Genomic DNA, 14,206 nt, shown 5'->3' on the forward strand with positions numbered 1-14,206 from the left:
ACTTGGGTCTGACGGCTATGCACGCATGTCCCTGAACGCGCTGCCCGCGGCATCGGGATTCCGCGCGAGCAGCCGCTATGGCGACCAGCCGGGTGTGACCGTGCTCGAACCCGAGCCGGTCCAGGCGATCCGGCTCGAACCTGAGCCTGATCCGATCGGCGAGGCGTTCGCTCAGGGGTACAGCAAGGGCTACGAAGAGGCTCGTGCCGAGGCCGACGCCATCGCGCTGGAGGACTCCGAAGCGGCCGAAGGTCTGGCGCTGGCGTTCGCGCGGTTCGATACGGCACTGGAAGAGCAACTGCGCCAGCGTTTGCGCGACACCGTCGCTGCCTTGTGCGAGGCGGCGATCACGCCGCTGACGCTGGACGAGGACCTGCTGCTGCGCCGCGTCACCGCCGCCGCGGCGATGCTCGCACGCGCCGACGATGATCGCGTGATCCGCGTTCACCCCCAGGATCTCGCGCTGATCGCACCGCGCATGCGCGCCGAGTGGGATGTGCAGCCGGACGCGACGCTTGATCGCGGCGCGATCCGGGTCGAGGGCGCCCACGGCGGCGTCGAGGATGGGCCCGCCACCTGGCGGCGCGCCATCGCCGAGGCGCTGCACCAGTGCTGAACCTGTTCGACCCGATCCTGCGTGAACTCTCCGCCGAACCGATCGACCTTGCGCCACGCCGTTATGGATTGGTGGTCGCCTGCGATGGCGGCCTCCTCGAAGTGAGCGGGTTGTCGATCCCGGTCGGCGCGATGTGCCGGGTGGTGAACGGGCGCAACTCCAGCCTCGCCGCCGAAGTGATCGGCTTTCGCAATGGCCGCACGCTGATGATGATGCTGGGCGATTCGGTCCTGCTGCGCCCGGGCGCGCGGGTCTATCCCGAGGGACGACCCGGCATGCTGCCGGTCGGCGCCGCGTTCCTCGGCCGTGCGGTCGATGGCGAAGGCATGCCGATCGACGGCGGCCCGGCGATCCAGGTCCGCAGCGAGTGGCCATCGGGCGGCCTGCGCACCTCTGCGCTCGACCGCAGCCCCGTGCGCGAGACGTTCGACACTGGCGTGCGTTCGCTTAACGCGCTCACCACGTTCGGCGTCGGCCAGCGCATCGGCGTCATGGCCGGCTCGGGCGTCGGCAAGTCGGTGCTGATCGACATGATCGCCCGCGGAGCGGAGGCCGAGATCATCGTCGTCGGCCTGATCGGCGAGCGCGCCCGCGAAGTCTCCGACTTTGTCGAGCGGCACATGCATGACGAGAAGCGCCACCGCACCGTGGTGGTCGCCGTGCCCGCCGACCACGCGCCCAACTTGCGCCTGCGCGGCGCCATGCTCGCCACATCGATGGCCGAGCACTTCCGCGCGCAGGGCAAGAAGGTCTTGCTGATCCTCGACAGCCTCACCCGCGTCGCCCACGCCGCGCGCGAGATCGGCCTGTTGCTGGGCGAGCCGGGCGCGGCGCGCGGCTATCCGCCCTCGGCTCTGGCCACCATTACGAAACTGGTCGAGCGCGCCGGCAACTCGGCGGCGAGCGGCGGCTCCATCACCGGTCTCTACACCGTGCTTGCAGACGGCGACAACCAGGACGACCCGGTGGTCGACACCGCACGCGCCATTCTCGACGGCCATGTCGTGCTCAACCGCGCTCTGGCGCAGCGTGGGCAATACCCCGCAGTCGACATCGCGGCCTCGCTCAGCCGCGTGATGAACGACATCGTCTCGCCCCAGCACCAGAAGCTCGCCCGCGAGTTCCGCGCGCTGACCGCCAGCTACGAGGCCAATCGCGACCTCGTCCTGATGGGCGCGTACCGTGCCGGCGCCGACCCACAGCTCGACAAGGCGATCGCCATGAACGAGCTGCTGACCGCCTTCCTCTGCCAGATCGGCGGCGAGGTGATCGACCTCGACACCAGCGCGGCCCAGCTCGCGGCGCTGCTGGGCGCGTAAGCCTCATGGCGTCTTGCCCATTTCTGTTGCGAGTGACCCTCGGAGCGCGAATCCATGAACGCTGAGGAACGCGCGCGCTTGCTGCGGCTGAAGCGGCTGGAGAAGATCCGCGCCATCGCCAAGCAGACCGCTGCGCGCGAGGCGGCCGAGGCGGAGAGCACGCTCTCGCAATTGCGCATGCTGACCGATCGCACCGGCAAGCTCGCGGCCGACTATGGCGCGCGGCGTGGATCGCAGGACGGCGCCTCGCTGCGCCAGCTCGCCGGGTTCGTCGATGGCTTGGGCATGCTGACCCGCAACACTCGCGCTGACGCGCAGCGCGCCGAAGCGATCGCCGACGCCAAGCTGCGCATGCTCGCCGAGGCGGAGCGCCGCCGTTCGGCCGTCGAAGAGCGGTTCCGGCTGCAGGAAAAGCTGATCGCACGCGGGGCCGAAGCGCCCGCCCTGGGCAGCCGCAAGCAAACTGGCACGGACCTTGTATAGTTAACCCGCGTAACCAACGCGAGTTTGCCGGTTCATGATCGAAGTCTCCGCAACTGCTGCTCCAGCCCTGGCCCTGCCGGGCGCGGTCCTGCCAGCCGCAACGGCGGCCGTTGGCGGCGAAGGCGCGCAGATCGTGGACTTCTCGGCGCTTCTCACCGGTGCGACGCTGACGATGGAGAGCCCCGCGGCTCCTGTCACGGAGCCGGTGCCGGTCCAGGCCCAAGCGCAGGCACAGCTCGTCCCGGCTGCCCCGCAGCCTATTGCCACCGGCAAGACCGGCACCGGCGGCAAGGCAAGCGGCAAGATCTTGCCGGACGGCAAGCTGCCGGAGCCACGCAAAGCCGCCACCGCCGGGGAACCGTCGCCCGAAAGCACGCAGGAGCAGTCGCTCGCAACCGATGCGCTCGATGCTGTCCGTCCCACGGCTGCAACGCTGCCGACGGCGCCCGCTGCCGTAATCCCGCAGGCAATCATGGCGCAAGCCACACCGCAGCCCGCTGCGCAGGCGACAACGCAGGCCATGGCCTCGCAAGAACAGCGCACCACGCCGCTTCTGCCCGCCAAGCCCCTCGAATCCGCGGCCCGCACCAAGGTTGTAGCTCCGGAACCGCTTGCGCGAGCCGTTCAGCCTGCAATCGCGCCCATGCCGGCCGCCACGATCGCGGCAACCCCGCCGGTGCCAGCTGCCACGGCTGCGCCCTCGCAAGCTGCTCCGGCTGTGTTCGCTCAGGGCGCGACGCCGTCCGCTCGGCGGGTTGACCGTGCGCCAGTCAGGCAGTCGGTGGCGCCCGCTGCCGCAGTCCAGGCGCCGATGATCGTCGCACCCGTCAACATGGCGAGCACCGTCCCGCAAGTCGCCGCGCCGGTGCCGCTCGAGCTCAAGGCAGTCCTGACAGCCCCGGACCTCACCGTCACTCCGCCCGAGCAGGCCGCCACCATAAGCGTTCTGCCGGGGCTGACGCGTATGCCCGTTCCTGCGCAAGCCAAGGACGTGATCGCACCCGCTCCTGCCACTCCGGTCGCGGTCGAGCAGCCGCAAGGCACCGCCGCTCCAGCGCCCAAGCCAGCCGCACAGCCCGCCGAGGAAGCTCCGATCCGCAGCACCGGCGATTGGGCCGCAAATCGCGCCGCGATGGTCCTCGCCGCGGCAGTCGATGCTCCTGCGCACAAGCCGGTCGTGCCGGCGCTCCCTACCGCCACGATCGACGCCGCGGCACAGCCTGTGCGCGCCGACATGATCGTCGCCACGTCGCCGGAGCTGCGGCCGGCTCCTGCGATGCCGACCGTCACGCCATCCGTACCGACCGCGCCGACTCAGGACATCGCCGCGCTGGTCGACCGCATCACCGAAGCGCGCGCCGCGGCCGCTCCGCATGCCGTGCGTGCCGCGCTGGTCCACGAGGACTTCGGCTCGATCTCGCTGAACCTGCGGGCCGAGAATTCGCACATCCACGTGACGCTCGGCAGCGCCGATCCGACCTTTGCCCCGGCCGTGCATGCCGCCGCGGCGGCCTCGCTGGCATCCAACGCCGGGGATCAGTCGAGCGACAACGCTCGCCGCGATGCCCAGGGTCAGCAACAGGATACGCCGGCCACCAACACCAGCCAGCCTTCGCAGCAGCAAGCGTCCGGCCAGCAAGGGGCACGCGACCGTGCTGCCGCGGGCGAGCGCAGTGCGGCACGTGAGCAAACTATTAACCATCCTCGCGCCAAAGGTGACGAGCGCGGTCCATCTACTCCGGCGTCGCCGCGACGCAGCGGCATTTACGCCTGAACCCCGTGATTGAGGTCCCCAAGGTAGCACGATGAGCGACAACACCGAAAAGAAGCCCAAGAAGAAGGGCAAGGGCCTGCTGATGAAGGCGGTCGGCGGCGTGGTGCTGCTTGGCGCCGGTGGCGGCGGCGTGTTCGGTCTGATGCAGGCCGGCGTCATCGGCAGCCATGCCGAGGCCAAGGAGGACAACAACCCCAAGCTGATCCGCAAGGGCGAGGAAGATCCCTACGCGCCCAAGAAGGAAGGCGAGGAAGAGGGCGGCGCCGAAGCCGTGTATGGCGAAGGCGGCAGCGAGTACCGCACGGCCTATTACACCTATGACGGCGATTTCACGTCCAACCTCAAGGGTTCGGACTCGCTGATCCAGGTCAGCATCGCCTCGTCCACCCGTCGCGATGGCCGCGTGCTGATGTGGCAGAAGGAGCACGAGCTGGCGATCCGCTCCGCCATTCTCAACGTGCTCGCCGATACCTCGGAAGAGCAAGTCACCTCGATCCAAGGCAAGGAGCAGCTGCAGAAGCGGCTCACCGCTGCGATCAATCACGTCCTCACCGAGGAAGAAGGGTTCGGCGGCATCGACGACGTCTTCTTCCGCAGCTTCATCATTCAGTAAGGCACACCGTGCGGCCCGAACGCTCCTTCATCGCCGACCGTGTCGCGGCGCAGCACTGCCCGGAACTGCTCGGGCCGGCAGCTCCGTGCGACGCGGATCTGCTGCCTTCGCTGGCCCTGCTGTCGGGCCGGCTGGCGCTGACGCTCGCGGGCGGTCTGGCGCGCCTGTCGGGCAGCGAGGCCCCTGCCGTGCGCCCCGACGCTCCGCGTGCGCTGCTTGCCGGCCAGTTGGGCCAGGACGCGTCGAGCCTGGCGAGCCATGCCGTCCTCGGCATCGGGCCGGAGCGGCACCAGGTGCTGCTGACATGCGCAGCGGCGCCGGTGTTCCGGCTTGTCGACCGCGCCTTCGGCGGCCTCGGCACCGTTCCCAATCCGCTGCCCGACGCCTTCCCGCTCTCGGCCGAATTGTTGATCGGCCGTCTCGAGCGGACCCTGGCGACGGCGTTGCAGGATGCGCTGGGCGGTGCGCTGCCGACGGTGCCGCTGCAGCGCGACACCCGCCTGTCGCAGATCGCGCCGTTCACGCCCGATCAGACGGTGTTCGAGCTATCGATGGCAGTCGAGGAGCCGGGCTGTGAGCCCTGGCTGCTCTCGCTCACCTTCCCGCACGCAACCCTGGCCGCCCTCTTCGCCGGTCGCGAGCGCAAGCTCCCCAAGCCCTCGACGCCGCACGCGCCCGATCCGATGAGCGAACCCTTCGCCTCGCTGCCGATCACGCTGACGGCGGTGCTGGTCGACATGATGGTGCCGTTCACCCGGCTTGCCGCGCTGCGTCCGGGAGACGTCATCCCGGTGGCCGTCGCCCGCAGCGTACCGCTCAAGGCAGGCGAGCGCACCGTCGCCACCGGTGCCATCGGCGAGTTCGAGGATCGCATCGCGGTTCAGATCACCACCGCGTTCTGATTCACCAATTCTTTACCATCCAAATTTACCAGACGTTCATCGAACTGGGGAGTTCACCAATGTCCATCCATCCGCGCGGCTTCGACTTTCTGAAAGATGTCGACGTCCGCCTCTCGGTCGAGCTTGGCCGCACCGACATGAAGCTCAAGGACGTGCTGTCGCTTGGCCAGGAAAGCGTCGTGGTGCTTGATCGCCTGACGGACGAGCTGCTCGACGTCATGGTCAACGGCAAGCCGATCGCCAAGGGCGAGATCGTAGCGCAGAACGGCCGCTTCGGCCTGCGCATCGTCGAACTCGCGGGCGAGCAGCAGAGCGCGCCCGTGCCTGAAATCGCTCCGGTCGACTTCGCAGCTTTGGGTGCCGGGAACCTCGGCTGATGTTGTGGTACATCCTCAAGCTGCTGATCATGCTGCCGCTGATCGGCCTGGCGATTTGGGGGTGCCTCAAGCTCGCCCAGAAGGTCCAGGCCAAGGCCGGCATCGGCGGCGGTGCGGGCAAGTCGGTGCGCGTGATCGAGACGACGATGCTCTCGCCCACGCTGAAGCTGGCGGTAATCGAGTTTCATGGCCGTGAGATCCTGGTTTCGGCGGGGCGCAACGGGCTGACGCGACTGGCGGAAGCGCCGGCGCGGGTGAAGCCTGCGGAGTTCGTGGAGTGAACCCGGTACGATCCCTGGTACGCTTGTCGGCAATCGCTGGCACGCTGGCCCTGCTACCCACTACTGCCTACGCACAGGCCCAAGCCGCGGCGCCCGCAGCCTCGTCCGCCATCCCCGGAGCGCTCGATCGCGCATTCGGGTCGATGGGCGGCACCGGCGGCCAGGGCATGACGCTGTCGCTGCAGCTCCTCATGATCATGGGGCTGCTGACGATCCTGCCCAGCCTGGTCCTGATGATGACCAGCTTCACGCGCATCCTGGTCGTGCTCTCGATCCTGCGCCAGGCGCTCGGCCTGCAGCAGTCGCCGCCCAACCAGGTGCTGATCGGCCTTTCGATGTTCCTCTCGCTGTTCGTCATGGCGCCGACGCTGGAGCAGGTGAGTGCGCGCGCAATCCAGCCTTACTCCGCCGGCACCATCAACGCACAGCAGGCCATCCAGAACGCAGGGCAGGAATTCCACCACTTCATGATCCGCCAGACGCGCCAGCGCGACCTGGCGATGTTCGCGGAGATGGCCAAGGCGCCCAAGTTCCAGAACAGCAACGACGTGCCGTTCTCGATCCTGCTGCCGGCCTTCGTCACCAGCGAGCTGAAGACCGCCTTCCAGATCGGCTTCATGCTGTTCCTGCCGTTCCTGGTGATCGACCTTGTCGTCTCCTCGGTGCTGATGAGCCTTGGCATGATGATGATGAGCCCGATGGTGGTTTCGCTGCCCTTCAAGCTGCTGCTGTTCGTCCTGGTCGACGGGTGGGCGCTGCTGATGGGATCGCTCGCTTCAAGCTTCGGTTAACCATTTTCGGCGAGAGAGCCTTATGGACGATATCACCGCTCCGCTGGCCCTTGCGGACCAGATGCTCTGGACCACTGCACTGGTCGCTGCTCCGATCCTGCTGGCCTCGCTCGCCGTCGGCCTCGTGGTGGGCGTGATCCAGGCAGCGACTTCGGTCAACGAGCAGACCCTCACCTTCGTGCCCAAGCTCGCCGTCACCGCGCTGGTGTTGGTCATCATGGGCGGCTCGATGATGGCACTGGTCGGCGACTTCACGCAGGACGTCTTCACCCAGATCGCAACGATCTCGAAATAAGGTCCCGCACTCGTGCTCCAGCTCGATTTCGGCTTCGGCCCGCTGGAGGCCGAGTTCTGGCGCCTGGTCTTCGTGATGACCCGCGTCGGTGCAGCGCTGGTGGCCGCGCCGCTGTTCGGCATGGCCGGCGTACCTGCGCAAGCGCGCGTCATGATGGCGGGAGCCGTCGCGGTTTTGATCTGTGCCTGGTCGCCGGTCGCGGCGCCGGCCAACCTGCTATCGGTCGCCGGTATGGTCAGCGTTGCGGGCGAAGTGCTGGTCGGCCTGGCGCTCGGCTTCGTGCTCCAGTTCGCGTTCGCTGCGCCGGTGATCGCGGCCGAGATGATCGGCGGCGCCATGGGCATGAGCATGGCGACCGCGGTCGACCCCAACTCGGGCAGCCAGTCTCCGGCCCTTGGCCAGTACTTCACCGTGGTCGTCACCCTCATCTTCCTGGCGCTCGGCGGTCACTTGCAGTGGATCGCCTTGGTGATCGACAGCTATCGCGTGTTTCCGCCCGGGCAGACCTGGCTTGGCGCCGAGCGCTTCGCCGAAATCGCCGGGTTCGCCGGCACCATGTTCATCACTGCCGTCGCGATCGCACTGCCGGTCTCGCTGATCATGCTCGTCGTGCAAGTGGTCACCGGCATGCTCAGCCGCTCGGCCCCGGCACTCAATCTGTTCTCGCTGGGCCTGCCCGCGGGCGTGCTGGCCGGGATCGCCGGCCTGATCGTCGCCGCGCCAGTGCTGACCGACCAGGCCAGCCTGCTGACGCAAGAGGCGCTGGCGGCCACTGCCAAGGTGATGACGAAGTGAGCGCGGCCCCATGAGCGAGGACAGCGGCGAAAAGACCTTCGCGCCATCTGCGAAGCGCCTGCGCGATGCGGCCAAGAAGGGCGACGTCCTGCGCTCGCGCGAGCTGGCTACAGCCGGGGCGACGCTGGTCGCGGCCGCCTGGCTGCTGATCGCCGGGCCCTGGGTCTTGGGTCTGTTGGCCGAGACCTTGCGCACCAGCTTCACCTGGGACCGTGCCTCGCTGGAGAACTTCTCGCCCGGCACCATGCTGCTCAAGACTACACTCGCCGTGATGCCGCCCATCGCGGTGCTGGGCGTCGCCGTCATCATCGTCAGCCTCGTCTCGCAATTGAGCTTCGGCGGCGAGGGGCGCTGGATCGGCAGCAATCTCGCTCCAAAGGGTTCACGCCTGAACCCGATGTCGGGCCTCAAGCGCATGTTCGGCGCGAATGGCTGGATCGAAATGGCCAAGGGCCTCGCCAAAGTCGCGCTGCTCGGCACCATGGCCTGGAGCTGGGGGCGCAACAACGTGCCCCAGCTGAGCCGCCTCGGCCGCGGCGACTTGTTCGAGCAGCTGGCCTATGGCTGGCACCAGATCGTCATGCTGCTCTTCGTGCTAGCCGGGGGCCTGACGCTGATCGCCTTCATCGACTTTCCGGTGCAGTGGTTCCGGCGCCATCAGCGGCTGAAGATGTCGATGCAGGAGATGCGCGACGAGCACAAGGAAGCCGAGGGCGCGCCCGAGAAGAAGCAGGCGCAGCGCGAACGCCAGCGTAAGATCGCCATGGGCGGCCTGATCCCTGCCGTCAAAGACGCGCAGTTCATTCTCACCAACCCGACCCACTTTTCGGTCGCGCTCGCCTACGATCCCGAAAAGGCCGGCGCGCCGATCGTGCTGGCCAAGGGACGCGGCGACAAGGCGCTGGCAATGCGCGAGCTCGCCGCCGAGTACCAGGTGCCGGTGCTGGAATACCCCGCCCTCGCCCGCTCGGTCTACTACACCACGCGCGAGCGGCAGGTGATCCGCGAAGAACTATACGTCGCAATCGCCGCGATCCTCGCCTTCGTCTTTGCACTGAAGCGCGGCGAGCATCCGCCTCGCCCCGACGTCGCCGTACCGTTGACCCTGCGCTTCGACACCGAGGGTCGCCTAGATCCCTCGATCGTGGCTTAATACCCATGCGCGCGAGCCGTTCTTAACGCCATGACGACGACCACCTCGACGACATCGACGAGCGCCACGCAATCGCTCGTCAGCCAGCTCGGCGCCGGCAGCGGCATCGACATGGCGGCGCTGGCGACCAACCTCGCCACCGCGCAGTTCGCCAGCAAGGTCGATCGGCTGTCCGCCAAGTCGGACACGCTGACCGCACAGATCTCCTCGGCATCGAACATGAAGGCGATGTTGCTGAATTTCTCGACCTCGGTCGGCGATCTCGTGCGCACCGGCAACCTGTCGCCACAGCCACAGTTCAGCGGGGCGAGCGTCGCGAGCGGCACCCTCTCGGGCACCCGCACGCCGTCCGGCTCCTACTCGCTCGAAGTCACCCAATTGGCCAAGAGTCAGACTCTGGCGAGCGCGGCCTACACCAGCCCCACCGCAGCGACGGACGTGGTCGGGGCCGGGACGCTGAGGTTGCGCTTCGGCACGATCTCAGGCTCGTCGTTCGCCGAGGACGCCGGCCACGCCGCAGTCGACGTTGCCATCGCGCCGGGCGCCACGCTCAACGATGTCGCCAATGCCATTAATGCCAAGAAGACCGGCGTCACTGCCTACGTCGCGCAGACCGGCGCCGGTGCGCAGCTGGTCTTCAAGGGCCAGGAAGGCGCCGCCAACGGCTTTGTCATCGAGGCGAGCGAGGACAGCGCAAATCCGGGGTTGTCGAAGCTTGCGTGGGATCCGTCCGCTACGACGGGCCAGCTCGTCGCCACCGCCGGCGACGCCAGCTTCAAGGTCGACGGCCTGGCGCGCACCTCCAAGTCCAACACGGTGTCCGAGGCGATCCCGGGCGTCACGCTGAAGCTGACGGCGGTCAGCACCGGCACGCCTCCTGTGCCGACCAACGTCACCTTCACCGACACCTCGGCCGCGCTCAGCACGACGATGACGGACCTGACGGGGGCACTCAACGAGATAGCTTCGGCTCTCAACGCCGCGACCGATCCGACCTCGGGCGACTTGCGCGCAGACAGCGGGGCGCGTGCGCTCAAGAAGACGTTCAGCAAGCTTGCCGGCACGACCGTCATGCCGAACGCCACCGGCGCGGCCAAGACGCTGGCCGACCTTGGTCTCTCGACGCAGCGCGATGGTACCTTCGTGCTCGACACCAACCGGTTGAAGGCGACGCTCGCCAAGGACCCCGACGGGGTCGCGTCGATGTTCACGACCGGGCTCTATGGCGTCTACGCCACCGTCGACAAGCTGTACCGCAATGCCACCGCGGCAAGCGATCCGGGCTCGCTCGGCGGCTCGATCACACGCTTCACTAAGCAGCTGGGCCAGGTCAAGGAAGACCAGACCACCGTGGCCGCAAAGCAGGAAACCCTGCGCGCGAACCTGACCGCACGCTTCGCCGTCTCCGACAGCCGCATTTCCGCTTCGCAATCGACGCTCTCGTTCATCCAGAACCAGATCGCCGCCTGGAACAAGTCGGACAGCTGACATGCTGGCGATGCGCTCTCCCCAAGAAGCCTACCGCCGCGTCGACTTCGACGCACGCGTCGCTGCGTCCCGGCCGGCCGATTTGGTGCACTTGTGCATCGAGCACCTGATCGGCGCGCTGGGCACGGCGCTGCATTCGGCCGAAGCGGGCGATAACCACCTCAAAAGCCGCTCGCTCACCCGCGCGCTGACGGCGGTCACTGCGTTGCAGCTGGGCGTCAGCGGCGAGGACGGCGTCGCCTCGGCCTTGCGCCACATGTACGAGGCCGCGCGGCGCACGATCCTGGATTGCGCGACCGACTTCGACTCGGCGCGGATCACCACGTTGCGCGCCGATTTCGTCGATATCGGCCGGGCGCTGCGCGGCGGATGAGCCGTTAATCTCCCGATTCGGTTTCTACGCAGGCCGCTGATTACAACGCCGTCCGCGCGCTCGGCCTTGACCTACCTCGGAAACGGATCGGATCGTCCACCCGCAACCGGCAAAAGTCCGGAATAATCCCCTAGGACAATCCTTTAGGGGCACTGCTGGTGGAACACGTTTCCAATCTCATCCTGATCGATCGCGATACGCGCCGCCGCGCATCGATCAGCCATGCGCTTGCGGCCAGCAGCATCCATGTCGAGCCTTTCGAGAATATCGACGACTGGCAATGGCGTGGCCACGCTCCGGCGTGATCATGATCCATGACGAAGCCGGGACGATCCCCGACCTGATCGAAAAGATGGCCACCGATGGCGAGTGGTATCCCATCATCGCCTTCTGCGAGGAGCCCTCGCCCCGCCAGATCGTCCAGGCCGTGCTCGATGGCGCGGTCGATTATGTCGCCTGGCCGATCAGTGCCGAGGACCTGAACGACACGCTCGCCCGCGCGATCGACAAGTCGGAAGGCGCCGGCAACACCAAACTGCGCGAGGTCATGGCGCGCTCGCGCCTCGATCGCCTGACCAAGCGCGAGCGCGAGGTGCTGGACGGCGTTGCCAGCGGGCTCTCCAATCGCCTGATCGGAGAAAAGCTGTCGATCAGCCCACGCACGGTGGAAATTCACCGCGCCAACATGCTCAACAAGCTCGGCGCCAATCATACCTCCGAAGCGATCCGCATCGCGATCGAAGCTGCGCTGGTGAACTGACGCGACATGGCTTGCTGACGTTCGCCAGACGATGCGGGGCCGGGTACCGCCGGCTTGCTGTTGATAGGCGACGGACAAGCCACACGATCCACAGGGTCTGGGCTGAGGCCGTGCTTTTCCAAGCAAGCCCCCGGCCTGTGCGTGTTGCGCGGGTTCGTATGCCGTCGTCGTAGGACGCGCCCGTCTCGACAGCGTGCTCGTTGCGCCCCATGCTCGCTGTCGCACACTAGCAGCCCAAGGATCTCGCATGACACCTCTCGAACGAGCAGCACGGGCACTTTGGGAAATGTCAGAGCGTACGATGAAAACTCAAGTCGCCGCAGGCAGCACCGTTCCGGAGAGCGAGCCGGACTGGGAGCGATACCTGCCCCAAGTGCGTGCCGTTCTTCAGGCCGTGCGCGAACCGAGCTCTGAGATGAGCGAGGCGGGCGCGGAGATCGTCAGGAACGTGCATGCCGAAGAAGCGGAAGCCGCCTTCGCCAGTGATGCCGCTAACACGTGGCGTTTCATGATCGACACGGCGCTATCGGGCTAATCGACTGTCTCCAAGGCCTGCCCCGCTGAGCCGAGGTCCTTGCCGAAGCCGCGAACGGTGTTGCACCCTGCCAAGGCGAGACTTCCCGCGATAAGTGCGAAAGTGAAGATGCGACGAGCCATGATGCTTGTTCCAGTAGGAGCGTGGTCCACACCCTAACGCAGTCAGCGGCGCTTCCCAAGCTCACCGCGAATGAGCCGAGCGACAGCATGTTCTCGTCGCCAGTTATCGGGAGCGTCCGCCGCTAGCGCCCGCACCACACCGCATGACTGTCAGCAACAAGCCCGACAACAGGACTGTGGTGGGCGGTGAGGGGCTCGAACCCCCGACCCTCTCGGTGTAAACGAGATGCTCTACCAACTGAGCTAACCGCCCGCGCGGTCACCTGGATGACGCGCATGTGCGAGGCGCTATGGCGGGCGCGCTTCTTGCGGTCAACCATCCGGTGCGTTGCGAATGCTCAAGCTTGACCAACCGTGGGCGGGGACGACCCCAGGTTGCGAAAGTCGCTTCAAACCACAGCAGTGCCGGGCCCGATCTCCGCGAAGTAGCGGGCCATGGCGTCGGCGCAGCGGTCGCTCAGTTCGATGAAGGCGCGGCGACGGTCGGTCTGGTCGCCGACGCGCACGAACAGGCCTTGCTCCACCATCTGTCCGATCCAACGCAGCGCTGTGGTCGGCGGAACGCCCGAGGCGATGCACAGCGAGGTCACCGACACGCGGCGGTGCTCGGCGCGCGCCGCCGTGAGATCGAGCAGCATGTCCCAGGCAGGATCGGCGAAGAGCTGGCTATCGAAGTGGCGCGCGCGAAGCTGGCGATGGCGAATGATCCTGCGCACCAGCCGCGGATCGGGCAGCGGCGGACGCAGTGCTCGGGTGACGCGAGCGTCGTCTGAATCGGTTGCGCGGCCGGTCGTCCCGGGAGCGGCCGCAAGCCCTTGCGCGGCCGCCTGCTCGGACGGCGCAAGGCGCTCGATCCGGCCGGCGATCTGGCCGACCTGCTCCGTCAGACGCATGAGGAGATGGCGCTCATCCTCCGACAACTCACGCAGGCGCGCGGAGGGGAACTGCGCGAGAACATGGCCGAGCGCGATCACCCGATCTGCGCGATCGGGGTCGACCAGGATCTGCGCGCCACTCTGGTCCAGGCAGCCGAACACGTCTTCCAACGCGTCCACCACGGTCGAGACGATCAGCCGCGTGCCCGTTCGGGCGGCGCGCACGTCCAGCCGGCTGAGCGCCGCGAGCGTGCCGCCGTCCGCGACCGGGCAGTCTACCATAACCACGTCGCCAAGCGGGCGCGCCTCACCCGTCACAAGCGCGGCAAGATCGCCAACGACGCTGACCCGCAACCCGGCAGCGGCCGCATCCTCGCTCAGCATCCCGCGGATTCGCGATCGGTCGGCATAGATCGACAGCGTCGGCGCCAGCCCGCTCACCTCGTCACCGGTGGCGCCGTAGGTCCAATCCTGGGCGAGCGAATGATCAGCTTTGTTCATCGCGTGTTCTCATCCTAGTGGGACTACATACGAACAATTACGGAACAAACAGAGTATATGTCAAGAATGGATGCGAACAGAGTTCCTCGCCGGCCGATTTGCCGCCAAGTGCCTGAGAGCGCAGACGAAAGCTCGGGGCGGTCGTCGCCTAGC

The 14,206-nt window shown here is 67.2% G+C and carries 19 protein-coding genes and 1 tRNA gene; 17 read left to right on the plus strand and 3 right to left on the minus strand.

Features of this window, described 5'->3' with window-relative positions; all coding sequences use genetic code 11:
* Positions 1-25: 25 nt before the first annotated feature.
* From GV044_RS18045 to GV044_RS18120, 17 genes are all read left to right on the plus strand, one after another.
* A complete protein-coding gene (locus GV044_RS18045) occupies positions 26-616 on the plus strand; it encodes a FliH/SctL family protein (RefSeq protein ID WP_236555076.1) in 591 nt (196 codons plus the stop codon).
* The gene (locus tag GV044_RS18050; protein ID WP_159873432.1) at positions 610-1,935 is read left to right on the plus strand and encodes a FliI/YscN family ATPase; all 1,326 of its coding nucleotides are present in this window, start codon (positions 610-612) and stop codon (positions 1,933-1,935) included. The genes GV044_RS18045 and GV044_RS18050 overlap by 7 nt, the downstream gene beginning before the upstream one ends.
* Positions 1,936-1,989: 54 nt before the next feature.
* Entirely contained in the window at positions 1,990-2,418 is a 429-nt protein-coding gene (locus tag GV044_RS18055) for a hypothetical protein (protein WP_159873434.1), read from the plus strand.
* A gap of 34 nt (positions 2,419-2,452) precedes the next feature.
* Positions 2,453-4,192 (plus strand): hypothetical protein, encoded by a 1,740-nt coding sequence (locus tag GV044_RS18060; protein WP_159873436.1) that lies wholly within the window; start codon positions 2,453-2,455, stop codon positions 4,190-4,192.
* A 31-nt stretch (positions 4,193-4,223) separates the two neighbouring features.
* Positions 4,224-4,805 (plus strand): flagellar basal body-associated FliL family protein, encoded by a 582-nt coding sequence (locus GV044_RS18065; protein WP_159873438.1) that lies wholly within the window; start codon positions 4,224-4,226, stop codon positions 4,803-4,805.
* Between the two features lie 8 nt (positions 4,806-4,813).
* Entirely contained in the window at positions 4,814-5,707 is an 894-nt protein-coding gene (locus GV044_RS18070) for a FliM/FliN family flagellar motor switch protein (RefSeq protein WP_236555077.1), read from the plus strand.
* Positions 5,708-5,766: 59 nt separating this feature from the next.
* Positions 5,767-6,084, plus strand: a complete 318-nt coding sequence (gene fliN / locus GV044_RS18075; RefSeq protein ID WP_159873440.1) for a flagellar motor switch protein FliN — start codon at positions 5,767-5,769, stop codon at positions 6,082-6,084.
* Positions 6,084-6,365 (plus strand): flagellar biosynthetic protein FliO, encoded by a 282-nt coding sequence (locus GV044_RS18080; RefSeq protein ID WP_159873442.1) that lies wholly within the window; start codon positions 6,084-6,086, stop codon positions 6,363-6,365. Before fliN ends, GV044_RS18080 begins: the two co-directional genes overlap by 1 nt.
* Complete coding sequence (gene fliP, locus GV044_RS18085; protein ID WP_159873444.1) at positions 6,362-7,156, plus strand: flagellar type III secretion system pore protein FliP; 795 nt, start codon at positions 6,362-6,364, stop codon at positions 7,154-7,156. The genes GV044_RS18080 and fliP overlap by 4 nt, the downstream gene beginning before the upstream one ends.
* Before the next feature lie 22 nt (positions 7,157-7,178).
* Positions 7,179-7,451 carry a flagellar biosynthetic protein FliQ gene (locus GV044_RS18090; protein WP_159873446.1) on the plus strand — a complete coding sequence of 91 codons (273 nt, stop codon included), beginning with the start codon at positions 7,179-7,181 and terminating at the stop codon, positions 7,449-7,451.
* A 12-nt stretch (positions 7,452-7,463) separates the two neighbouring features.
* Complete coding sequence (gene fliR, locus GV044_RS18095; protein ID WP_159873448.1) at positions 7,464-8,246, plus strand: flagellar biosynthetic protein FliR; 783 nt, start codon at positions 7,464-7,466, stop codon at positions 8,244-8,246.
* A 10-nt stretch (positions 8,247-8,256) separates the two neighbouring features.
* Positions 8,257-9,399 (plus strand): flagellar biosynthesis protein FlhB, encoded by a 1,143-nt coding sequence (locus tag GV044_RS18100; RefSeq protein WP_159873450.1) that lies wholly within the window; start codon positions 8,257-8,259, stop codon positions 9,397-9,399.
* A gap of 30 nt (positions 9,400-9,429) precedes the next feature.
* Positions 9,430-10,887, plus strand: coding sequence for a flagellar filament capping protein FliD (gene fliD, locus GV044_RS18105; protein WP_159873452.1), 1,458 nt, complete (start codon positions 9,430-9,432; stop codon positions 10,885-10,887).
* 1 nt (position 10,888) lies between these two features.
* The gene (locus GV044_RS18110; protein WP_159873454.1) at positions 10,889-11,260 is read left to right on the plus strand and encodes a flagellar protein FliS; all 372 of its coding nucleotides are present in this window, start codon (positions 10,889-10,891) and stop codon (positions 11,258-11,260) included.
* A 158-nt stretch (positions 11,261-11,418) separates the two neighbouring features.
* Positions 11,419-11,565, plus strand: coding sequence for a hypothetical protein (locus tag GV044_RS22330; RefSeq protein WP_236555078.1), 147 nt, complete (start codon positions 11,419-11,421; stop codon positions 11,563-11,565).
* 2 nt (positions 11,566-11,567) lie between these two features.
* Positions 11,568-12,020, plus strand: coding sequence for a response regulator transcription factor (locus GV044_RS18115; protein WP_236555079.1), 453 nt, complete (start codon positions 11,568-11,570; stop codon positions 12,018-12,020).
* 301 nt (positions 12,021-12,321) lie between these two features.
* Complete coding sequence (locus GV044_RS18120; RefSeq protein WP_236555080.1) at positions 12,322-12,555, plus strand: hypothetical protein; 234 nt, start codon at positions 12,322-12,324, stop codon at positions 12,553-12,555.
* Here the strand turns inward: GV044_RS18120 and GV044_RS18125 are convergent.
* The 3 genes from GV044_RS18125 to GV044_RS18135 all read right to left on the minus strand — a co-directional run bounded on the left by GV044_RS18125 (position 12,552) and on the right by GV044_RS18135 (position 14,053).
* A complete protein-coding gene (locus GV044_RS18125) occupies positions 12,552-12,677 on the minus strand; it encodes an entericidin A/B family lipoprotein (RefSeq protein ID WP_159873458.1) in 126 nt (41 codons plus the stop codon). The genes GV044_RS18120 and GV044_RS18125 overlap by 4 nt on opposite strands.
* 177 nt (positions 12,678-12,854) lie before the next feature.
* Positions 12,855-12,930 (minus strand) — tRNA-Val (locus GV044_RS18130).
* Between the two features lie 136 nt (positions 12,931-13,066).
* Complete coding sequence (locus GV044_RS18135) at positions 13,067-14,053, minus strand: winged helix DNA-binding protein (RefSeq protein WP_159873460.1); 987 nt, start codon at positions 14,051-14,053, stop codon at positions 13,067-13,069.
* Between the last annotated feature and the right edge of the window lie 153 nt (positions 14,054-14,206).

It is taken from the genome of Novosphingobium sp. 9U (assembly GCF_902506425.1).
Lineage (GTDB): Bacteria > Pseudomonadota > Alphaproteobacteria > Sphingomonadales > Sphingomonadaceae > Novosphingobium.